The sequence below is a fragment of the Microbulbifer sp. HZ11 genome, assembly GCF_000708675.1.
In the GTDB taxonomy this organism is placed as follows: domain Bacteria; phylum Pseudomonadota; class Gammaproteobacteria; order Pseudomonadales; family Cellvibrionaceae; genus Microbulbifer.
The window spans coordinates 750,709-771,396 of record NZ_JELR01000002.1 but is presented as its reverse complement, the minus strand read 5'-3'; the positions used below and the strand labels follow the sequence as shown (position 1 = coordinate 771,396).

Below are 20,688 nucleotides of genomic sequence, written 5' to 3'. Positions count from 1 at the left end.
CCCTTGCTTCCAGGCTGCCAGTATCGGGCGATGACGCAGCTGCTGATTTGGTCGGTTTTTGTTCGTAAATTGGCAAGATGCGTCGAAATTTCACCGCGCCGCAGATATTTTGAGAGATCAGTCACGGCGTGAACTCAACAGGAGTGTCGATAATGGCGGTACCGGCAGACACAGGCCGAAACAAAACGGCATCGCCAGCGCGAGAGAGCTCTCGTGGCCCGGCGGCGGCTGGTAAGGACCGCTTTCGTGTGGACTTACCCACCTATCACGCCGATTGCGATGCGAACTACCTTCGCCTGTGCAAGTTGATGCCGGAGCTCGCAGATAATCAGAGCTGGCGCTACCAGATCCCTAACGGGACCCTGGAAGTCGCCGTGCTGGATCGTAGCAGGTACACCACCGAGGTGTGTCTTCAGGCCTCGGCCAGCGAATCCAGCGACAAGGACAAACACTGGCTGACCCCGCCGCCGATCACCGTACGCCTCTATCACGATGCACGGATGGCGGAAGTTGTCGCGGTGAACGGACAGGGCCCGGTAGGTGGTGATGGACTGAATTTCCGCTATCCCAATCCGGCCATGCACAATGAAGACGAGCGCCAACAGGTCAACCGCTATCTGAGTGAGTGGTTGGCCCACTGCCTGGCCAATGGTCGCGCCGAAGTTACTCTCCCCTTCGGAACTCAACCGCCGACCTGAATAGACCTGAGTAGTCGCCGGGCATCGTACAGGCGTACATGGATGTACCGGCAAGGTGAGAATGTGAGTAACAATCCAGCACAAGCAGCACATCGGCTGATCCAGTTTACCGACCCCCATATTGGCGGCCGGCCGGATTATCAGTTGCTGGGTCTCGACACCGGCCACACTCTGGATGAGGTGCTCGCCGCCCTGGAAAAAAACCCGGTGACGCCCGAGTTGATGGTAGTGACCGGCGACGTCTCAGCGAATGCCTCCGAAGCCTCTTACCGCCGCTTCCTGCACAAAATGCAGCGGGTACAGTCCCCCTGGTTCTGGCTGCCTGGCAATCACGATAACCCCCAGCGGATGGATCAACTGGCAGCAAAACGCCGCCCGGAAGTGGTCAATGTGGGCAACTGGCGGTTGTTGTTACTGGATACCAGTGTGCCCGGCCAGATCTGTGGTGGTTTTGATGAGGCCGAGCTCGCGCGCATTGCGCAGTTGCTTGAAAACTACGCCGATCATCCACTCATGCTAATGATGCATCACCAGCCGGTAGCCGTCGGCAGCCACTGGATTGACGGCCATATGCTGAAGGCGGGGCGCGACACGTTTATCGAGCTGGTGCAGAAAGCAGACAATGTGCGCGCCATCACCTGGGGGCACGTACACCAGCAGTTCGACAGCCACCTGGGCAATATCGGCCTGCACGCCACGCCATCCACTTCGGTACAGTTCACCCCCGGCAGCGGCCCATTCGCCGTAGACAGCGAAATGCCCGGTTACCGCTGGTTCGACCTACACGACGACGGTCACTACGAGACGGGCGTAGAGCGGGTCGTCATCGCCGAATACAGTGTCGATCTGGCATCTTCCGGATACTGATTCCACACGGCACCTTAAACGCAGATCAAAAATCCATTTGCATTTCTTAACCTGACTTACGTGACTTGTCGGCCGCCAATCTATTCTAAGATGGCACCTGAATTCGCGGTTTAGTGGTACCGGGTTCCTGCAGACCGCAGGCTGGCAGTTTGCCGGCGCCGGCTGCAACAACATTCGTGTTCATCAGGAAGTGAGGTCACCATGCAGAAAATCCCTAAAAACGTCCTGCCCCTGCTATTGCTTGCCACTACGTTTATCGCTGGCTGCGCCCAGCAGCTGGTGGCGACGCCTGAGGACCAGGCCGATGGCCTGATTCCCCGTGAAACCGGCCTGGACAGCGTCAGTGCCGCATATGCGTTCGATATGAGTGGTGCCAAGGTATATCTGGAACCGGTGGGTGTGGAGTACAGCAAGCGCTTCCCCACGGCCAGCTCACCACTGCGGGCCAAGGATTACGAGTTCCGCGATAAAGACCTGGTGAAGCTGCAGGAAGTGATGGGGGAAACCCTCAGTGAGCGCTTCCTTGCTCCGCGCCAGAGTCAGCTGGTAACGGACAAGGCGGAAGCCGACTACGTGATGCAGCTCGATCTGAGCCGCTTCGCCCTCGGCGCGCCGCTGGATCCGCAACCCTGGCTGTGGCGGGTCTACACCGACCAGAGTGCCTACGGCACCCTTTCCGGTGAGCTGACCGACCTCGAGGGCAACCCGCTAATGCGCTTCAGCGATCGCCGGGATATCGGAGAAAACTTCGGCAGCCTCGGCCCGGGTGGCCGCTTCGAGCGGTTTACCAGCGTCACCTTCTGGCGCGATATGAAAATTGATCTGCGCCGCGCATTCGCCAGCCTCGACGAGTCACTTCAGTAAGCGGACATAGAGAACATCCGCAATGCCGCCGGTACTTCTGCCGGCGGCATCGTTATAATCCCCAGCATGTCGCAACATGCCAACCCTCAACATCGCCCCCTGGCGCCTCAGGAGCGCCCACTGCTGGTCTACCTGCATGGTTTCCTGTCATCCCCGCAGTCCTTCAAGTGCCAGCAGCTCAAGGCGTGGTTACAACAGGCGCGCCCGGATATCGTGTTCTACGCACCACTGATCTCGCCCTATCCGGCAGAAGCCGCCATGGCACTGGGCAAGGCGCTGGCCGATTTCAAAAATACCCATCATGGCCCCATCGGCCTGGTGGGCAGCTCCATGGGCGGCTTCTGGAGTACCTGGCTGTCGGAGCAACACCGGCTTCCGGCGGTGCTGGTCAATCCCGCGGTCACCCCGTCACGGTTTATGCCGAATTATCTGGGGCAGGAGCTGAAGCCCTATAGTGGCGAGGACAATACCTATCGCCTGCGCCCCCAGGATGTGGATAACATGCGGCAGCTGGAATCCACCATTCCCGCGACGCTCAGTGGTCGCTACTGGCTACTGGCACAGCGCGGTGATGAAACTCTGGACTATCGCGAGGCGGAAGCCTTCTATCGCGGTCAGCAGCAAACCATCGAAGATGGTGGTGACCACAGCTTTCAGGAATTTGCCCGCCATATGCCCGCGCTGGTAGATTTCCTGTTTTCCAGTCAATAAATAACAACACCCAAGCAATAGGCGCCGGCCACGGCGAGCAGAACTCTATGGCTAATTATTCCGCAGAAGATATCGAGGTATTGACGGGCCTGGACCCGGTGAAAAAACGCCCGGGGATGTACACCGAAACCACGCGCCCCAATCACCTCGCCCAGGAAGTGATCGACAACAGCGTCGACGAAGCCCTCGCCGGGCACGCCAAGAAAATCGAAGTGGTGCTGCATAAAGACCACTCCATCTCCGTCAGTGATGACGGCCGTGGCATGCCAGTGGATATCCACCCGGAGCAGGGGCGCCCCGGAGTGGAAGTGATCCTCTCTACGCTCCATGCTGGCGGTAAGTTCTCCAACAACAACTACCAGTTTTCCGGTGGCCTGCACGGGGTCGGTGTTTCCGTAGTGAATGCCCTGTCCAAAGTACTGGAAGTGACCATCCAGCGGGATGGCAAGGTGCACCGCATCGGTTTCCAGGATGGTGAAAAAGCCTCCGACCTGGAAGTCGTCGGCGAATGTGGCAAACGCACTACTGGCACCAGCGTGCGCTTCCTGCCGGATCCCAAATATTTCGACTCGCATAAATTTTCCGTACCGCGCCTGCGCCACCTGCTGCGTGCCAAGGCGGTGCTCTGCCCCGGCCTCAACGTCACCTTTATCAATGAGCAGGATGGCGAGTCTGACCAGTGGTACTACGAAGATGGCCTCAAGGACTACCTCGCAGCCGCCAATCAGGGCTGGGAAGTGCTGCCCGCCGAGCCGTTTATCGGCAACTTCGCCGCGCAGACCGAAGCCGCAGACTGGGCCGTGCAATGGTTGCCGGAAGGCGGTGAGGTTACCGCCGAGTCCTACGTCAACCTGATCCCCACCGCCCAGGGCGGCACCCATGTGAATGGACTGCGCGCGGGACTGCTGGACGCTATGCGCGAGTACTGCGAGATCCGCAACCTGCTTCCGCGGGGCGTTAAACTCGGCCCGGAAGACATCTGGGGACAGTGCTCCTACGTGCTCTCCGCCAAACTCGCCGACCCGCAATTTTCCGGCCAGACCAAGGAGCGTCTCAGTTCCCGTGAAGCCACCGCCTTTATTTCCGGTGTGGCCAAAGATGCGTTCGGCCTTTGGCTCAATCAGCATACGGAAGACGGCGACAAACTTGCCGAGCTCTGCATCAGCAATGCACAAAAGCGCCTGCGCTCGGCCAAAAAAGTCGCGCGTAAAAAGGTCACCCAAGGCCCCGCATTACCCGGCAAACTTGCCGACTGCTCCAGTGCCGATGCCAGCCGCTCCGAACTCTTTCTGGTGGAAGGGGACTCCGCTGGTGGTTCCGCCAAGCAGGCGCGCGACCGCGAATTCCAGGCCATCATGCCCCTGCGCGGAAAGATTCTGAACACCTGGGAAGTAGATTCCAGCGAAATCCTCGCCAGCCAGGAAGTGCACGATATCGCCGTCGCCCTCGGCGTGGATCCCGGCAGCGGCAATCTGGAGGGGCTGCGCTACAACAAAATCTGTATTCTCGCCGACGCCGATTCTGACGGCCTGCACATTGCAACGCTCCTGTGTGCACTCTTCCTGCGCCACTTCCGCCCATTGATTACCGCCGGCCACGTGTACGTAGCCATGCCGCCGCTGTTCCGCATCGATATTGGCAAAGAGGTTTACTACGCACTGGATGACGCCGAGCGCCAGGGAATTCTTGACCGTATCAGTGCCGAGAAAAAGAAAGGCAAAATTCAGGTAACACGATTTAAAGGTCTGGGTGAAATGAACCCCTTGCAGCTGCGCGAAACCACCATGGATCCTAACACGCGGCGGCTGGTACAGCTGTATATAGACGCGGGTGACAACAGCAATCAGCTACTGGATATGCTCCTCGCCAAGAAGCGCGCGAGCGACCGCAAGCAGTGGCTGGAAAGCAAAGGCAACCTTGCCGAAGTCAGCTGATCATAAAGCCCCGCAATGCGGGGCTTTATTGTTCATACGGTGCGCAAAACTGCCTTAAAGCCGATTCGCATGGCGAGGGTCGAGTCGAATGAGGCGCCTTGGTAGTAGTCTGGGGCAGTGCATTTATGCCTAGATATAGACATGTGCGAGAAGAGGTGAAATGCCTATATATAGCCATTATGGGTATATATAGACATCTCATGCCCAGATGTAGACATTATGTCTATATCTGGGGCTATTGAATAAAACTGTTAGTAGCCAATTCGCGTCATAGCGTATTTTCAAGGAAGAAGAAAATGAATTTGGTATATTGCGGCTATTACGATGAAGAGGCAGAGCAAAATATTCCTGCGAAACCAACGATGGAAGAAGCCATTTGTCTCTATAAGAGCTTCCAGTGGGAAAACAAAGAAGAGGAATCTTCTCAGAAGTTACTCATCTTTCAAACTGGCGAATTCAATGAGTCGTCCTTGTCTATTTCAAAATTTGATGAAGGAGCGTGGTGTATATCAGCTTCTACATCGAGGCGTAGACGTTTCTTTGGTCCATTTTTCAAAATTAATACGTTTAGAGTTTTTATAGATAAAAACGTAGCTGAAGTTGAGAGAATATTGCGTTTGTTTTATGAGAGCTCTACGTCCGAGTTCGCGGAGTTTTTAAAAAGCAACGTGGAGTAAGCTACTAACAATCGCAGGCAGTTTGCTCCGGCCCTTCGGGCCTCCGCGGGACGGCTTACCTTGTGCACTTTTTGCGCGGGTCGCTTCGCTCCCATTTTCGCGCAAAATGCGCACAAGGTAAGCCGCCCCTGCTGCGGGCGTTAACGTGTAGAGCCAAAAAATTGTTCATTGGCCTACTGAGAAAAGTCGAGATTAAAAATTTTGGAATGGCGGATTGTGGTTGAATCCACACTCGCATAGAAGGAATGTTGGTTCGTCAGGCTTGGCACGGGCTTCCCAAGTTGTGGAGAGCCGCTGAGCCTGCTTAAAACAGCGGGCTGCAAGTTTTGCGCTCAGTTCGGATGGCGTTTTTAAATCCAGGTTTTTCGTAAAATGCTGAGAGATCTGTGGTTACTTTCACACTTGCAAAAGGGGGCGGGCGGTAAGTCTCATGTAAAAAATGTAATCCGTAGGGCCCCAAAAGGCATCGCACGTTAACAAAGCACTGCAGCCGACAGCTTACTTTGTGCACCTTTTGCGCGGTCGCTGTCGCTCCCATTTTCGCGCAAAATGCGCCCAAAGTAAGCTGCGGCTGAGCGCGGCGTTAGCATTCCAAAGAGAAACGAAGAATGAATTTCCCAGAAAATTTCCCAGCTCCAGATGAATACTTACTAGAATTGGGGAGAATAACTGCTCTTTGGGGGGCTTTGGAGTCAAGTGTAAATAATGCAATAAATTATCTTTCTGGCATAAACAGGGAAGATCACTGGAGGGTTTCTGTATTAACGGCTCATTCCAACTTCAAACAAAGAGTGGACATCATTAAAACTTTGTGTAATGAGCTTCAGGAGATGTTCCCTAATCTAAAAATGTATCAGGAAACTGCCAAGCTTATTGAGCAGGCTCAGAAACAAAGAAATCATTACTTGCATAATGGTCTTTTCTACAATGATTCTATCAATAAGGTTCAAACAACTAAGATAGAGGCAAGAGGTGTTTTAAAAACACAAGTAAGAAATGTATCTCTATCCGAGCTAAAAGAAGTCTCCGCAAAAATACATGTTGCACTATTATCACTGCATCAGTTAATAACACAGAAAAAGTATGACCCAGTTTGGGAGCGCGAAAAATGCTAACAAGGCGCTGCAGGCCGACGGCTAACTTTGAGCACTTTATGCGCGGTCGCTACGCTCCCATTATCGCGCATAAAGCGCCCAAAGTTAGCCGCGGCTGAGCGCGGCGTTAACGTGTAGAGGCAAGAACATAGTTCATTGGTCTACTGTGAAAAGCCGAGATTTAAAGTTTTAAAATTCGGATTGTGGTTGAATCCACGCTCGCATAGAAGGGATGTTGTTTCGTCAGGCTTGGCGCGGGCTTTCCAAGTTGTGGAGAGTCGCTGAGCCTACTTAAAACAGTGGGCTGCAAGTTTTGGGCTCAATTCGGATGGCGTTTTAAAGACCAGGATTTTCGTAAGATTCTGAGAGATCTGTGGTTACTTTTACCCTTGCTAAAGGGGTGCGGGCGGCAAGTCTCAAGTGAAAAGTTTAATCCGTAGTGCCTCAAAGGGCATCGCACGTTAACAAGGCACTGCAGCCGACAGCTTACTTTGTGCACCTTTTGCGCGGTCGCTGTCGCTCCCATTTTCGCGCAAAATGCGCACAAAGCAAGCTGCGGCTGAGCGCGGCGTTATGGCTTACACCTATCCCTTATCGATAAAAATAATCTGGCATGAATTTACTACAAAAAAGAAAGAAGACTAGCGAGCGTTGGAACTGCTTTTCTAAGGCGGACGTTCTTGGTTCATTTGACTTTATGACCCTAACTATATCGCTGGATTCACTCAATATTAATGATTTCAATCACCTAGGGGAATTGCTGTCGAGAGGTGATTACAAAGATGGGATATTAAATCGAAATCTTGAATATGATCTATATGAAGCTCTCAAAAAAATATACGGTCTTTCTTTTCATGAATACACCCACTTTGTTGATTCCACATCGACTGCTTGGGGGGCGAGTTTTTTACTTTGCTTAAATGAGGCATACCTGACTAATCACGACATATTTGGGGCAGAAGAAAGCGAGTATCATAAAGCTAAATATTTTTTTGATTTAGCTAAGTCTTTCAAACTTCCAGACTATTATACCGCAAAGACCCCGGGCGTAGATCCTTCTACTCCTTGGTCGTATCTGGTTACTTCAGGCAAAAGGTTCAAGAACAACGGAGAGCTCTCCGATGTTCCCATAACTTTTATCTCATTTGGGAACTCTAGTCAGGAGAGAATTGTAAGATCCCCTCTCTCGATGATTGCAGTTTTAGAGGTTTCAGCTATGGCGCAGGAAATTCTCTACAAGAGCTTTCTAGTGAATGCACTTCCAGAAGATACCCGCATAGTAGAAATTTCCCAGCTACAGAAAGAGTCTTTAAAATTCATATACAATCATGAGCTTACTGAGTACTCAGCATGCGCACACCTGGTAGCCAATATTCACGGATTTACTGATGTTATTATGGCTTATACAGTTTGCGAAAGAATCGCGACAGTTGTTCTTAATTTCACTGACAAGTGCTTTGACGATATTTCATTTTCTGATCTTGCCAGAAAGACACTTCATATTGACACGAACAAGCCACTAGAGGCAGTTTGTAAAAACTCAATAAAAAGCAGAGATAGAGGGTACGTCTTTTATTTGATCTGTCTTCTTATGCCAAAGAGTAAATACGAAAATGATGAAGAGATACGCAAAGGCATCTCAGCTTCATTGGAAGCTATGGGGATTAACTATCATGAAGTTATAATGGCTGCGAGACGCGAAGTTGAAGTTGCCTCACAAACTTTGTCAAACTCACCAATCAAATGCATAGCAGAGCTGTCTGGATCGCTCTTGAAAAACTTCGATAAAAAGTTAGCGGCCAAACAGGGGATGTATGACTTTTCATCTTTTGATCTACCTCCTGTTCTGCTTGGCGATTGTGAGATCGTTGCTGCAAGTCCAGGAGTCGATAATGCTTTAAAGAAATATGATATAGAAGAAGCATACAACGAGCTGGTGGAAGGTCAGCTATGGGTCGAGCGATTTTCAGAAGCCTGTGTTTAAATGCCATAACAATTCGCTCAAACACCGTTCCGGCCTTCGGCCTCCACTGGACGCCCAAAGCTCCGCTCGTTTGTGCATTTGCTTCGCAAATCTTCGCACAAACCAGCTCCACTTTGTGCGCCGTTTAGCTATGCGTTAGGCGGCTAGAGAGCTAGGTCCTGGTGAGAGTAAACGCTTTAGGTATCGTTTTTATATTGGCTGGAGTATTTCTGCTATATGAATCAGCCCCCAAAATTTTCTACTTGGGAATTTGGGGTGTAGAAGAAAAAGCCAAAATATTGAGCGTTTCCAAGTTCAGTGAAAGAAAGTGCAATCCTAGAGATCTTCTTTGTGATCTTCATGTAATCGATAGATATAGATCATTATATGAGCATGAATTGAGCGTTGATGGCAAAACTATGTATCTTGTCCATAAAGATGATCTTTCGGAAAAAGAAGTAGTTAAGGTTGTGTATTCACCTCAAAATCATGAATACATTCACTTAGTTGGTTCACCATATCGAAATATGTATGTAATGTTTGCTGGTGGCCTTGTATCATTTTTAGCAGGATTTCTCCTGCTCAGGGGGTTGCTGCGAGAGCGGCGCGCCTAACAAAGCGCAGCAAAGGGACGGCTTACTTTATGCACGTCTTGCGCTGGTCGCTGCGCTCCCATTTTTGCGCAAAACGCGCATAAAGTAAGCCGCCCCTGTGCGCGGCGTTAGTGTTTGGGTTCAAAGTGTCGCCGCCTCGAAAGTTAAAAGTATTCGGAAAGCATTCGGCGGCTCCGTGCTCCGTAGAGCTGAGTTCGCAAGCAGGGATTTTACGAGACGCTTTTAATGGCCTTCAGTGGCTTCCATTCTAAAAGTTGGTGAATGGCGGCGAGGCTAGTAAAGTGGTTAATTCCTTTTGGGCAATTTAGCCACTCAAGGATAAGCGTGGTGCGTACCTCCCAAACGTGCCGCTCAAAGTGAGTTGGTTACATCACAAGCGCGTTGCAAATTGTCGGTAAGTTACGTTTGGTGGCATCAACGTTCATCAACACTAACAAGGCCAGGCAGTTCGCTCCGGGCCTTCGGCCCTCCGCGGGACAGCTTACCTTGTGCACGTTTTGCGCAGGTCGCTGCGCTCCCAATTTTGCGCAAAACGCGCACAAGGTAAGCTGCCCCTGCTGGCGGCGTTATGCATCCTCAGGAAATTCGAGATTATGGTAGAAGTAAAAATTTCGGAAGATATCGTGAGCCATGTTGAAGGTCTCATTTCTTCTGGAGAAGAGGTTGTTCAAGTAATTAAATTTCGTCTTCTTGAAGGTGAAGAAGAGCAGTATGATGACGAGTTGATAGATTCGATAGTCCAAGAATTTTCTGAAAGTCTCAAGAGACTAGCGTCTGCACTCGATGAAAAATATGGTGAGCACAAATTCTCATCAAGTTTAGATGGTCTAGATGACGAAATCGAAGATGAATTCTATGTTCCGTGTTCTTATGTTTCCGCTGTTTGGGAGCGTGAAGACTATATCTTGTATTTAGCCGTATCCCAAGAAGATAGAGAGTATCCAATTGCCCTTGTGGTAGGGATCGAGCACTAAAAGTGCATAACAATCAGCGGCAGAGCGACAGCCAACGCTACGCACCTTTTGTGTTACTCGCTGGCGCTCAAACATTAACACAAAATGTGCTCCGCGCTGGCTGCGCCTGCGCTGGGCGTTAAGTAGCAAGGAGAGTTCGTGCAAAGCTCAGATCTTTTTAAGCACATCACGGTTGATGATATTGAGGCTAGAGAACTATTCTTAAATGACTTCAAGGTCGAGATTGAAGAGCTTTCAGAAATATTTTCAAAGGCGTTTTCTCTGTTAGAAAAATCACCTTGCTATAACGATGAATCTTATCGTGCTTCTTCAGTCTCAGGTTATATTTTCGTAGCTATTGAATCAGCTGTAACTGCGACTCAATTGTTATCTCTCGGGCATATAGCTCCCGCAGGTAATTCGATGCGAATTTCATATGAATCTTTGTGTTACTCCGCTTTACTTAAAAAAGAAATTAAATTACGTGTTGCCAATGGAAAGCATGAGTTCAACTTCTTTGAAGACTACAAAAAGAAGAGCAGTCACACTAGAGCTGACAAAGTAATTGAAATAGTTGTCAAAAATAAAGAGTTACTGGGGTTGAATCAAAACGGGGTCGAATTTCTAGTGCGCGCTAAAAATTTTTATAATGGCTATAGTCACGCCACCCATATGTTGCTTCATTCAAAAATTAAACCCTCGACTCGACAGCTTTATGTTGCTGGAGGTTACGATATAGAACGTAAGGAAATATTTAGTCGACAACTTGATTTTATCAAACGGTATAGTAAGAACTTTGGTGGCTGGATTCACGCAGTTGCATATAATGCTACTTAACAATCGCAGGCAGTTTGCTCCGGCCCTTCGGGCCTCCGCGGGACGCCCAACGCTATGCACATTTTGTGCGGGTCGCTGCGCTCCCAGTATCGCACAAAATGTGCATAGCGTTGGTCGCCTCTGCTGCGGGCGTTAACTCTTGAGAAGGATCGGATGGAAAAACAAAGAATAATCGAAAACTTGAATGTGTTCAGGGATAGACTTACTGGCGAAGTCCTACAGGCTTACGATACTCGTGGTCGAAATTTTGGCAGAGAAAGATTTGATGCTTGGCGTCGTAAGTTTGCTCAATTTTTAGATGATCACCTTCCAGGTGAAAGCTCCACTTTGAACTCAAAACTTATTCATAATGTATTTGTAGTTAGACGTGGAGAAAGTGATGCGGAAACATTTTGGCGGCAAGATGGAGAGACGATGTTATCGTACATAGACTCTCTTATTATCGACGTTAAAAATGATGAATATGACTTTCGTGAAAAAAATGAAGATGAAGATGTTTCTATAACAGTTAGCCAGAGTGAGAAACCAAAGAATAAGGTTTTCATAGTGCATGGTCATGATGGAGAGGCAAAAGAGCGAACGGCGAGATTTGTAGAAAAACTTGGTTTTGAAGCGATCATACTCCATGAGCAAGCAAGCCGAAGTATGACTATCATCGAAAAAATAGAAAATTATTCAAATGATGTAAGCTTCGGGATTGTTCTATATACCGCTGATGATATGGGTAATGTGAAAGATGAAGCTGAAAAAGGTGAGCTAAGATCCCGCGCGAGACAGAACGTGGTATTCGAGCATGGGTTTCTAATTGGAAAGCTCGGTCGTGAAAATGTGACGCCCTTAGTCGAAGGCGCAATAGAGCTGCCTAACGATATAAGCGGTATCGTTTATATAAGTGATAAAGATTGGCAGCTAGACATAGCCAAAGAAATGAAAGCGGCTGGCTATGAAATCGACTTTAACAGGCTAATTTGAAGTGAGTTAACAAAGCGCAGCAATGGGACGCCTTACCTTGCGCACTTTATGTGCATTCGCTTCGCTCAATTTTGCATATAAAGTGCGCAAGGTAAGCCGCCCCTGTGCGCGGCGTTCAGGCTGTAGAAAAACTCTAAAAACCTAGTAGATTTTGATAAAATCTGCGGGCCCGGTTCCGAGATCCCGTCATGCCCAACTTCAAGCCCTATAATTACAGCCAGGACACAATGGTTGTAATCAATTTCGAAGATCAATTGCAGCCGAATACCTTCGAGTACACGCTGCATCACCTGATCGATAACCGTATCAATCTTTCCGCTTTCTACGACAAGTACAAGAATGAAGGTGGTGGGCGGTCTGCATACGATCCGGCTATTCTCTTGAAGATTATCCTGTTCGCTTACTCCAAAGGCATCACGTCTAGCCGGGAGATCCAATGGCAGTGTGAGCATAATATACTGTTCAAAGCTCTGTCCTGTGACAGCGTGCCGCACTTCACCAGCATTGCCAGCTTTGTCAGTAGTTATCCCGATGCCATACAGTCTGTCTTTGAGCAGGTGCTGATGGTTTGCGACCAGGAAGGTCTTTTGGGTAATGAACTCTTTGCCATTGATGGCTGCAAGATGTCGTCGAATGCCAGCAAGTCACACTCTGGAACTTTTAAAGAGCTCGAGCAAAAGCAGGCGAAGATCCGCAAGAAGATCCGTCATTGTCTCTCAGAGCATAAGAAGCTGGATGGAAGGAAGCCCGCCGAACGGGAGCGAAAGCAGCGTCTCGAGCAGGCGCAGAAGACCTTGGAGAAGCACTTTGAAAAGATCGACAACTTCCTAAAGACGCAAGCCCCAAGGATGGGGCAGGGCAAGAAACCGAAAGAAGTAAAAAGTAACATCACCGACAACGAGTCGGCCAAGATGAAGACTAGTAAAGGCACCATCCAGGGCTATAACGGAATTGCGGCGGTCGACAAGAAACATCAGATTGTCGTGGAGGCGCAAGCCTTCGGGGAAGGGCAGGAAGCGCATACCTTAAAGCCGATTCTTGACGGCATTAACACGCGTTATCGGAACGCAGGTATCGCCGAGGATATTCTTTCGGACCAGGTCATTGTTACCGCAGATACCGGATTCTCAAGTGAATCTAATAACGAGATGCTGAGAAGTGAAGGTGTCAATGCCTTCATTCCCGACAACCAGTTCCGTTCCCGCGACAAGGCGTTTGCCAAGCAAAAAGAAAAACACGGTAAGCGTCACCAAGATACGGTAAAGGGCGTTAAGCAGGTTCTGCCCGCTAGCGAGTTCAGACTCAATAAAAGAAGTAAGACCTGTATCTGCCCCGCCGGCAATGAAATGTTGCTCTACCGAGATGAGCGCGTCAGCGAGGGGAAGCAAAAACTTCACTTTGAAGGGCGACTCACAGACTGTCGACACTGCCCGCTAAAAAGCCAATGTATGCGCAATCCCGAATCGGCGGATACCCGGGATGGCCACGGACGACAAGTCTCTTTTACTTGGACGAATGGTAAAACAGCAACGGACTGGATGAAAAGACGGGTCGATAGCGTGGAAGGCAAGACAATTTACAGTCATCGCATGTCGGTGGTCGAGCCAGTCTTCGGTAATATTGGCACAAACAAGCGACTGAGTCGCTTCTCGTTGCGTGGAAAACACAAGGTGCAGGGACAGTGGCAGATGTTCTGCTTGGTGCATAATATCGAAAAGTTGATGCGATACGGCGCAGTACATTAATTCCTAGGGGCTTCTGCATTAATTTTGGGGCGATATGGTGAAAATACGCGCATGCGTGAGTAAGTGAAATTAGTGTGGTTAAATGGCGGTCAGTATGTAAACGAGAAAAGAGCCTTGAGGCGACGACTGCTGGGAGTTGTTTTTCTACAGGCTCGTTAACCTATGAGCCAATCCAGCATATTTAAGGAGAAAAAATGCAACCGTCACACAAGGAAACGTTAGAACGGTATGACGTGTTTCGAGCGCAGGCAAGAGACATTGCAAAAGAGAGCTTGCCCTCAAATTTGAGGGGAGTTCTTAATATCGAGGGTATTGACCATAAGGCGTTGAACGCTTTTCAAGCTTGGAAAGATGTGGACAAGAGGAAAGTATCTTGGGACTGGGCGTTCTCTCGAAGCTACAAAGTTTTCTATCCAAAGTCATTTGATATGTCGGTATGGCTAGGGAATACCCTTTGCTCTATGTCTCTCGGGCGCCCTACATTTAGAGGCACTGAAATGCGATTGGATTTCATAGAGCGAGCCCCGAAAAATTGTCCGTATGCTGGTGAAATGTTCAATATATCTTTGCTGGCTTATGAAATTTATGGTGATCTGATTGGCGCCAAAAAGATCCGGATCATGGAGCCAATGAATGAAAAACTCATCAAATACTACATGTCGCACGGCGGTTTCAAGTTGGTGGGACCAAAGAAAGGTAATCCACATTACCTGGTGAGAGATTTATGAACGATAAAGAAAGATACGAGCAGGCTAAGAGAAAAGCCGAAGAGAGAGCAAAAGAGCTATTCAAACCTCTTCCTGAAGATGTCAAGGAAGAGCTTGAGAAAGATAGCACCCTTGGTTCCCCAGAAAACCTCATTGATCGTAGTGACGAGCAAGAATAGGTTAACAATCAGCGGCAGAGCGACAGCCAACGCTACGCACCTTTTGTGTTACTCGCTGCGCTCAAACATTAACACAAAATGCGCTCCGCGCTGGCTGCGCCTGCGCTGGGCGTTAAGCGATAAAGCCCATTAATAGTGTTGAAGAAGGTATGATCAAAGAAGAACTCAAAGAAATATTCCTAAACGCCCATGCGGGGCCTTTCTTGTTCGTCGGGTCAGGTTTTTCAAGGCGTTATCTCGGGTTGGAAGACTGGAATGGGTTACTATCCAAATTTTGCAACGGTCTTAGGCCATATGAATATTATCTTTCTAAGGCAAACGGAAATTTGCCTGCCGTAGCCAAGCTAATGAGTGAAGACTTCAACGAGTACTGGTGGTCAAGTGATGCATACGAGGGAAGTAGAAATAAAAATCAGGGCAAGGTTAAAGACATAACCTCTGCACTTAGAATAGAAATATGTGAATACTTAAAATCTGTGTCGGTTGGCAAGTACAAAGAGTCTGATTATTCAGATGAGTTGGATTTAATAAGTCAACTCAATGTTGACGGAATAATTACTACGAATTGGGACCAACTACTGGAGGAGCTTTTTCCCGATTATAAAGTCTATATTGGCCAAAAAGAATTACTTTTTTCCAATCCGCAATCCATTGGCGAAATATATAAAATACACGGTTGCAGTAGCAGGTCAAAAAGCTTGGTGTTGACCGATGAAGACTATTCGGAGTTTAATGAACGGAACGCATATTTAGCAGCAAAGTTGATAACTATATTTGTCGAACATCCCGTTCTATTTATCGGCTATTCCGTATCTGATGAAAATATTGCATCTCTTCTGCTGTCGGTTTCGAAATGCATCGGTGAAAGCGCGGGGGAGCAACTAAAGAACAACCTAATTTTTGTACAAAGATTAAGGGATAACGAAAAAGAAGGAGTTTCAGAGACGTTCTTAACAGTTGACGGAATAAGAATCCCTATTATCGTAGTTAAATCGAACTCCTTTGTATCCGTATATGAGGCCATTCACGAAACAAAACGTAAAATACCAGCTAGAGTTCTACGTTATTGCAAGGAGCAGCTATACGAAATCGTTAAGACACAAAGCCCCGAAGAAAAAATATGCGTAGTAGATATCGATCAAGTGGAGAATAAAGATGATATTGAATTTGTAGTTGGCGTGGGCGTAGTTAAAGAAAGGGAAGAGCAAGAGCAGCAGGCGGTAGCAAAGTATGGATATCAGGCAATTCAGGCGATAGACCTGTTTTCTGATTTACTTAGAAATGACGGAGGTTTTGACGCGACCAAAATAGTTGAGTCTACAATACCTAGCGTCGGTAAAGGCTCTTCTTATATTCCAGTATATAAGTATCTAAGCGAAATCGGTATTGACTCTCAAGCGAAGTATGATGAGTCGGGTTTGGACCTTTCCAAATGGCTGAATAGAAAAGAGGACGCATTTCATACGAAAACGCATGCAAGGTCCTTCGTAAAGAATCATAAGGAAAGCACCACGACTGAAATTATAGAGAGTTGTACTCCTGAGAATGCCGCAATTTTCTTGAGTTTCTTGAAACCTGAAAGGTTTGATGCCAATGCGGTTCGAGACTTTTTGATAGAAAACATAGATAAATTTGATTATAAAGTATGCTCAGCCTCCAGTTACTTTAGAAAACTTTCATGTTACTACGACCGAATTGTCTACGGCTGGTAGCGCGCTTAACAAGCGACTGTGATGTCAAGCTGCCAACTTGAGGTCGCTTTCTCCCCAGTAAGTTCCGTCTCTCACCATGGCATTTAGTATTACGATCATCTTCCGCATGCAGGCCGTGAGGGCGACTTTTTTATGTTTGCCCTGGTTCACGAGCCGTTTATAAAACTCTCGGATCATCGGATTGTGAATCGTCGATGAAAGGGTCGCCATATAGAGAATCGTTCGAACAGATGCTCTGCCACCTCTTATTCGACGCTTCCCCCTGAGTGATCCGCTGTCTCTATTAAATGGTGCTACGCCGACGAGTGCTGCGATCTCCTTGGGGCTCAGGTTACCCAGCTCCGGCAGTTCCGCTATTAGCGTAGTAGCCAGTAATTTGCCTACCCCAGGAACCGCGGTATCTGTCAACGTAGTTGTCGCGTTTAAGGTATCAGCTCTTTAACAATTTACCGCCTTGTCCGGGTTCAGCATTACTGACTCCGGCAAGCTGAGGTTTCTGGTTTCTCCTGACCAGCGTCGAGGGTTCTTGGCCTTCGCAGCCTCAAGCACAACTTTGCGCTGAATCAGTATCTCGTGAGCCTCTCCATTATGGCGTTGCTCAGGTGTTACGTAGTTCAAGCCACTGTGGCGATGCTCGGTGTTGTACCATCGCACAAACGCCAGCACCCAGTTCCGAGCTTCATTGATCGTTTTGAAGCCACTTGCCGGGAAGCCCGGTCGGAACTTCAGCGTCTTGAACAATGACTCAGAGTAGGCATTGTCGTTGCTCACTCGGGGGCGGCTGTTCGAGGGGGTTATACCAAGGTCATACAGTTTCTCCAGGAATGTCGCCGCCTTCATGGGGCTACCATTATCGGAGTGCAGTACAAGCGGCTTGCTCTTCGCCGTCAGGCGCTCACGCCAGCAGGCTTTCTCGATAAACTCACAAGCCAACTCTCCGGTCTCACGCTCATACACCTCATGGCCGACAATTTTCCGGCTGTAAACATCCATAACCAAGTAAAGGTAATACCAGGTTCCGCATGCTGGTCCTGGTAGCCACGAGATATCCCACGACCACAGACAGTTTGGTTCTGATGCTTTGTGTGTGGTCGCTGCTCGCTTCCGCTCCGGCGCCTTCTGGCGGCCTCTACGGTGGACTTGATTGTATTCATGTAAAACCCGGTAGAGCGTTGATTCAGAGGCGAGATAATGGCCCTGATCCAGCTGGTCAGCAACAATAAATGCTGGAGGGCAGCTTCGGTATTCAGGTTGATTACACAGGGCTATTACGGCTTGACGCTCCTTAGCCGTCAGTTTGTTCGATGGCTCCGGCCTCGGCACCACGGGCCTCTGATCTTCCCTGACAACCTCGTCAGTGACCCAGCGTTGATAGGTGCGTACGCTCAAGTTCAGCAAGGCACAGGCCTTGGCCAGCCGGGCTCCGCTGCGATTGGCTTCGGCAATCAGAGCAACGATCTGCTGGCGATCTGGGAGGCTGGTCATTCGTCCTCGTCTTTGTGGCCCCAGATCGCCTCGGCTTTTTTTGACAGTGTGAGGAGCGCAGCGGTTTCAGCGAGCGCCTTCTCCTTACGTCGCAGCTCTGCCTCAAGCTTTTTGATACGCTTTTTCTCGGCCTTACTGGCCTTTTGGTTGCGTTTAGACTGCTCGTCAGATACAGCATTGGCTGACATGCAGGCCGTTTTCCAGGCCTCAATCTGCTCGGGGTAAAGGCCTTTCTTGCGGCAGTATTCACTGAGCTCCGCCTCAGTCATTGGGGCAGTTTCAAGGACGACTTTGAATTTTTCTTCGCTACTCCAATTATCGGGAGTAGCAGAGTTGGAAGGCAAAACAGCACCTCGTTGTCTGGCGGCTTTACGCCAATTGTACAGGGTAGCGGTACTGATGCCTTCCTGGCTCGCCAGTTCGGCAACGGTCATGCTGTGAGGCGGCGCCATCTTCTTGAGGATGGCCTCTTTACGTTCAGGTGAATAGTGGGGCATGGTTGTCCTCTGAAAAGTTCAGGCGACAACTACCCTGACACATAGGGGAGGGTAAAAGTCACCATGAAGTACTCCACCGGCAACAGCTTGCGGCGCTGCCGTGCCAGCCACTGGGTGACCTCGTGATTCTGGCACCGGGGGCAACTCCGATGTCCACAGGAGCGCGGGTTCAACAGAGAGTGATTGCAATCGTTACATTGCCATAGTATCTCGCCAGCAGCGCTGGTACGGCAGCGTAGGATCGCCGCTATCGCCCGTCGCTGTTCCGGTAGCAGGCGCCCAGCATACTTTTGTAAGAGCGCCTCTTGATAGCGCTCAATCAGGTCGGCCAGATGCATTACGGCCTCCATAGATCGACATGCAGGGTGTTAACCAGCGCATTGATGGTGGCGGCAGTGTCCTGTTGGCTGAGCTCGGTAAGATGGATATAGCGGGCGGTGGTAGTGGGGCTAGCGTGCCCCAGCAGTGCTTGAATCTGGCGCAGACTCAGGCCGCGTTCCAGCAGGTGGGTAGTAAAGCTGTGACGCAGGGAATGTACCGAGGCTTTTTTTTATCCCGCATTGGTGCAGCAACGCCTTCATTGCTGTTTGGGCGCTGCTCCGGCCCATGGGTGTTCTGGCCAGCTGGATTTGTTCCATATCGCCCGATGCGTTGGGGAACAGCAGGCGCGGATGGCGGTGCCGACACCACAGCGCCTGCAGAGCGCGATAGGTAAGGTCTGGCAGCGGCACTCGGCGATCCTTGTGGCCCTTGCCGCGACGGATATGCACCTGTTTGCGGCCAGCGTCAATATCACCTACCTCTAGGGACAGCGTCTCACTCAAACGCAGCCCCATCGAATAGGTGGCGAGAATAAAGACCCGGTAGCGCAGCTTGCGCGCGGTGCTGATCAGTTGCTCGACCTCCTGAGGCGTGAGAATATCGGGCAGAGATTGGATTTTGGGTGCCCTGACGATATCCAGCCACTGCCAGTCCTGCTTGAGAATGTGTTTCCAGAAGAACTGCAGGCCATTGCGATCTACTTTGACCGTGCTCCATGAGTGGGAGTCCACCAGATCAGAAAAGTACTGCTCCAGTTGATCGGTCGAGAGGTTGTCGGGACAGGCGTCAAAGTGTGAAGAGAGGCGCTTCAGAAGAGGCTGGAAACGGTAATTTCTGAAGCCAAGCGATGACTCTAGGCAAAGCTGAAATTTAACAAGTCGCGTCGCTACGTTTTAATTTTTGCGAAAAACACGGGAAAGGTAATCCGCTCCTTCCGTGGGCGTTAGCCGTTAGCTTAAACTGAAATCTTACGGAGTTAGAAAATGGTAAGAAAAGTAATAATTTTATTTTCAATCACTATATCAATAATTAGTTGTAACCTTTATGCATCTAGTATCAACCTGGAGTACAAGAAGGAAGGATTTGTAGGCAAGTTTTACCCCCAGGAATCAAACGAGGAAAAGATTGGGGTGTTGGTTCTAGGAGGTGCAGAAGGGGGGATACCCTTTGAGTTGGCAAGCTCTATAGCGGAAGCGGGGTATCCCGCATTGGCGCTAGCGTATTTTAATGCGGAAGGTTTGCCCGAAGAGTTAGAGCAAATACCATTAGAGTATTTTTCTCCAGCTAAGTCATGGTTGAAAAGTCAGCAAGGTATAAGTTCAGACAAATTGATTGTCGTCGGCTGGTCCAAGGGTGCGGAGTTGGCGCTCATGCTTGCATCCAGGGATGAGCAGATATCACATGTAATAGCTATCGCACCAAGCTCTGTAGTTTGGGCGGGGATACTGAAAGATTGGACCAAAGTGCCTGCGTCAAGTTGGACCGAAAATGGGCAAGATTTAGTTTATGTGCCTTTTAGACCTTCGGGAGAAGTGAAAGGTTTGCATGATTTGTATTCTCAATCACTTCAAAATCGACATGACAGCGGTAAAGCAGACATTCCCGTCGAAGATATTCATGCGCAAGTCATACTCATGTCAGGTGGGGAAGATGAGATTTGGCCCGCATCTCAAATGGCAGCGGCTGTTTGCAACAAAATAAATGCAAAAACGCCAGGTAAATGTGAACATCTGAATTACAAAAATTCCAGTCATTTGCTGGGTGAAGAGTTTCTTCAGAAAAATACGGATATGAATAAGACGTTTGTTAGTAAACTGAAAGCGGCTAACCAGGCGCAGCGGTAGGACGACTAGCCCAG

General features: G+C 49.3%; 21 protein-coding genes and 1 pseudogene. 17 read left to right on the top strand and 5 right to left on the bottom strand.

Annotated features, from left to right (window positions below):
- The first annotated feature begins 152 nt into the window (after nt 1-152).
- The 16 genes from AU11_RS10960 (at nt 153) to AU11_RS10895 (ending at nt 16,527) form a co-directional block, all read left to right on the top strand.
- Complete coding sequence (locus AU11_RS10960) at nt 153-698, top strand: DUF1249 domain-containing protein (protein WP_051687187.1); 546 nt, start codon at nt 153-155, stop codon at nt 696-698.
- Nucleotides 699-761: 63 nt separating this feature from the next.
- Nucleotides 762-1,565, top strand: a complete 804-nt coding sequence (locus tag AU11_RS10955; protein ID WP_043320421.1) for a metallophosphoesterase — start codon at nt 762-764, stop codon at nt 1,563-1,565.
- A gap of 201 nt (nt 1,566-1,766) precedes the next feature.
- Nucleotides 1,767-2,429 (top strand): hypothetical protein, encoded by a 663-nt coding sequence (locus AU11_RS10950; protein WP_043319363.1) that lies wholly within the window; start codon nt 1,767-1,769, stop codon nt 2,427-2,429.
- A gap of 66 nt (nt 2,430-2,495) precedes the next feature.
- A complete protein-coding gene (locus AU11_RS10945; RefSeq protein ID WP_051687186.1) occupies nt 2,496-3,140 on the top strand; it encodes a YqiA/YcfP family alpha/beta fold hydrolase in 645 nt (214 codons plus the stop codon).
- A 47-nt stretch (nt 3,141-3,187) separates the two neighbouring features.
- Nucleotides 3,188-5,074 carry a DNA topoisomerase IV subunit B gene (parE, locus tag AU11_RS10940; RefSeq protein WP_043319361.1) on the top strand — a complete coding sequence of 629 codons (1,887 nt, stop codon included), beginning with the start codon at nt 3,188-3,190 and terminating at the stop codon, nt 5,072-5,074.
- Nucleotides 5,075-5,370: 296 nt separating this feature from the next.
- On the top strand, nt 5,371-5,751 hold the full coding sequence (locus AU11_RS10935) for a hypothetical protein (RefSeq protein WP_043319359.1): 381 nt from the start codon (nt 5,371-5,373) through the stop codon (nt 5,749-5,751).
- A 608-nt stretch (nt 5,752-6,359) separates the two neighbouring features.
- Nucleotides 6,360-6,866 carry a hypothetical protein gene (locus AU11_RS10930; RefSeq protein ID WP_043319357.1) on the top strand — a complete coding sequence of 169 codons (507 nt, stop codon included), beginning with the start codon at nt 6,360-6,362 and terminating at the stop codon, nt 6,864-6,866.
- Between the two features lie 592 nt (nt 6,867-7,458).
- Nucleotides 7,459-8,829, top strand: coding sequence for a hypothetical protein (locus AU11_RS10925; protein WP_043319355.1), 1,371 nt, complete (start codon nt 7,459-7,461; stop codon nt 8,827-8,829).
- A gap of 161 nt (nt 8,830-8,990) precedes the next feature.
- Complete coding sequence (locus tag AU11_RS18325) at nt 8,991-9,422, top strand: hypothetical protein (protein WP_156035288.1); 432 nt, start codon at nt 8,991-8,993, stop codon at nt 9,420-9,422.
- A 593-nt stretch (nt 9,423-10,015) separates the two neighbouring features.
- Entirely contained in the window at nt 10,016-10,396 is a 381-nt protein-coding gene (locus AU11_RS10920; protein ID WP_043319353.1) for a hypothetical protein, read from the top strand.
- 138 nt (nt 10,397-10,534) lie between these two features.
- Nucleotides 10,535-11,212: a hypothetical protein gene (locus AU11_RS10915; RefSeq protein ID WP_043319351.1), complete on the top strand. Its 678-nt coding sequence runs from the start codon at nt 10,535-10,537 to the stop codon at nt 11,210-11,212.
- A gap of 153 nt (nt 11,213-11,365) precedes the next feature.
- A complete protein-coding gene (locus AU11_RS10910; RefSeq protein ID WP_043319349.1) occupies nt 11,366-12,184 on the top strand; it encodes a TIR domain-containing protein in 819 nt (272 codons plus the stop codon).
- A 188-nt stretch (nt 12,185-12,372) separates the two neighbouring features.
- Nucleotides 12,373-13,929 carry an IS1182 family transposase gene (locus AU11_RS10905; RefSeq protein WP_043315428.1) on the top strand — a complete coding sequence of 519 codons (1,557 nt, stop codon included), beginning with the start codon at nt 12,373-12,375 and terminating at the stop codon, nt 13,927-13,929.
- A gap of 194 nt (nt 13,930-14,123) precedes the next feature.
- Complete coding sequence (locus AU11_RS17775) at nt 14,124-14,657, top strand: hypothetical protein (protein ID WP_051687185.1); 534 nt, start codon at nt 14,124-14,126, stop codon at nt 14,655-14,657.
- On the top strand, nt 14,654-14,815 hold the full coding sequence (locus AU11_RS18320) for a hypothetical protein (RefSeq protein WP_156035287.1): 162 nt from the start codon (nt 14,654-14,656) through the stop codon (nt 14,813-14,815). The genes AU11_RS17775 and AU11_RS18320 overlap by 4 nt, the downstream gene beginning before the upstream one ends.
- Nucleotides 14,816-14,964: 149 nt before the next feature.
- Nucleotides 14,965-16,527, top strand: a complete 1,563-nt coding sequence (locus AU11_RS10895; protein ID WP_043319347.1) for an SIR2 family protein — start codon at nt 14,965-14,967, stop codon at nt 16,525-16,527.
- A 24-nt stretch (nt 16,528-16,551) separates the two neighbouring features.
- On the opposite strand, the pseudogene AU11_RS10890 reads toward AU11_RS10895, so the two are convergent.
- From AU11_RS10890 to AU11_RS10870, 5 genes and pseudogenes are all read right to left on the bottom strand, one after another.
- Nucleotides 16,552-16,923: pseudogene (locus tag AU11_RS10890) on the bottom strand (IS110 family transposase); the annotation flags it as partial.
- 42 nt (nt 16,924-16,965) lie between these two features.
- Nucleotides 16,966-18,509, bottom strand: a protein-coding gene (locus tag AU11_RS10885; RefSeq protein ID WP_156035283.1) for an IS3 family transposase whose coding sequence is annotated in 2 segments (ribosomal slippage) — nt 16,966-18,038 and nt 18,038-18,509 — 1,545 coding nt in all. Because the reading frame shifts where the segments join, the coding sequence is not laid out codon by codon here.
- Nucleotides 18,510-18,538: 29 nt separating this feature from the next.
- Entirely contained in the window at nt 18,539-18,847 is a 309-nt protein-coding gene (locus tag AU11_RS10875; RefSeq protein WP_043319344.1) for a transposase zinc-binding domain-containing protein, read from the bottom strand.
- Nucleotides 18,847-18,993, bottom strand: a complete 147-nt coding sequence (locus tag AU11_RS18680) for a hypothetical protein (protein ID WP_255343229.1) — start codon at nt 18,991-18,993, stop codon at nt 18,847-18,849. The genes AU11_RS10875 and AU11_RS18680 overlap by 1 nt, the downstream gene beginning before the upstream one ends.
- Nucleotides 18,959-19,642: a tyrosine-type recombinase/integrase gene (locus tag AU11_RS10870; RefSeq protein WP_081848067.1), complete on the bottom strand. Its 684-nt coding sequence runs from the start codon at nt 19,640-19,642 to the stop codon at nt 18,959-18,961. The genes AU11_RS18680 and AU11_RS10870 overlap by 35 nt, the downstream gene beginning before the upstream one ends.
- Before the next feature lie 171 nt (nt 19,643-19,813).
- On the opposite strand from AU11_RS10870, the gene AU11_RS10865 reads away from it, so the two are divergent.
- Nucleotides 19,814-20,674, top strand: a complete 861-nt coding sequence (locus AU11_RS10865) for an acyl-CoA thioester hydrolase/BAAT C-terminal domain-containing protein (RefSeq protein WP_043319342.1) — start codon at nt 19,814-19,816, stop codon at nt 20,672-20,674.
- Nucleotides 20,675-20,688 lie beyond the last annotated feature (14 nt).

Coding starts and splice junctions, on each gene's coding strand:
- AU11_RS10910 (WP_043319349.1), top strand. CDS start 11,366: ATGGAAAAACAAAGAATAATCGAAAACTTGAATGTGTTCAGGGATAGA.
- parE (WP_043319361.1), top strand. CDS start 3,188: ATGGCTAATTATTCCGCAGAAGATATCGAGGTATTGACGGGCCTGGAC.
- AU11_RS10950 (WP_043319363.1), top strand. CDS start 1,767: ATGCAGAAAATCCCTAAAAACGTCCTGCCCCTGCTATTGCTTGCCACT.
- AU11_RS10905 (WP_043315428.1), top strand. CDS start 12,373: ATGCCCAACTTCAAGCCCTATAATTACAGCCAGGACACAATGGTTGTA.
- AU11_RS10945 (WP_051687186.1), top strand. CDS start 2,496: ATGTCGCAACATGCCAACCCTCAACATCGCCCCCTGGCGCCTCAGGAG.
- AU11_RS10865 (WP_043319342.1), top strand. CDS start 19,814: ATGGTAAGAAAAGTAATAATTTTATTTTCAATCACTATATCAATAATT.
- AU11_RS10895 (WP_043319347.1), top strand. CDS start 14,965: ATGATCAAAGAAGAACTCAAAGAAATATTCCTAAACGCCCATGCGGGG.
- AU11_RS10960 (WP_051687187.1), top strand. CDS start 153: ATGGCGGTACCGGCAGACACAGGCCGAAACAAAACGGCATCGCCAGCG.
- AU11_RS10930 (WP_043319357.1), top strand. CDS start 6,360: ATGAATTTCCCAGAAAATTTCCCAGCTCCAGATGAATACTTACTAGAA.
- AU11_RS17775 (WP_051687185.1), top strand. CDS start 14,124: ATGCAACCGTCACACAAGGAAACGTTAGAACGGTATGACGTGTTTCGA.
- AU11_RS10935 (WP_043319359.1), top strand. CDS start 5,371: ATGAATTTGGTATATTGCGGCTATTACGATGAAGAGGCAGAGCAAAAT.
- AU11_RS10875 (WP_043319344.1), bottom strand. CDS start 18,847: ATGCATCTGGCCGACCTGATTGAGCGCTATCAAGAGGCGCTCTTACAA.
- AU11_RS18320 (WP_156035287.1), top strand. CDS start 14,654: ATGAACGATAAAGAAAGATACGAGCAGGCTAAGAGAAAAGCCGAAGAG.
- AU11_RS10920 (WP_043319353.1), top strand. CDS start 10,016: ATGGTAGAAGTAAAAATTTCGGAAGATATCGTGAGCCATGTTGAAGGT.
- AU11_RS10925 (WP_043319355.1), top strand. CDS start 7,459: ATGAATTTACTACAAAAAAGAAAGAAGACTAGCGAGCGTTGGAACTGC.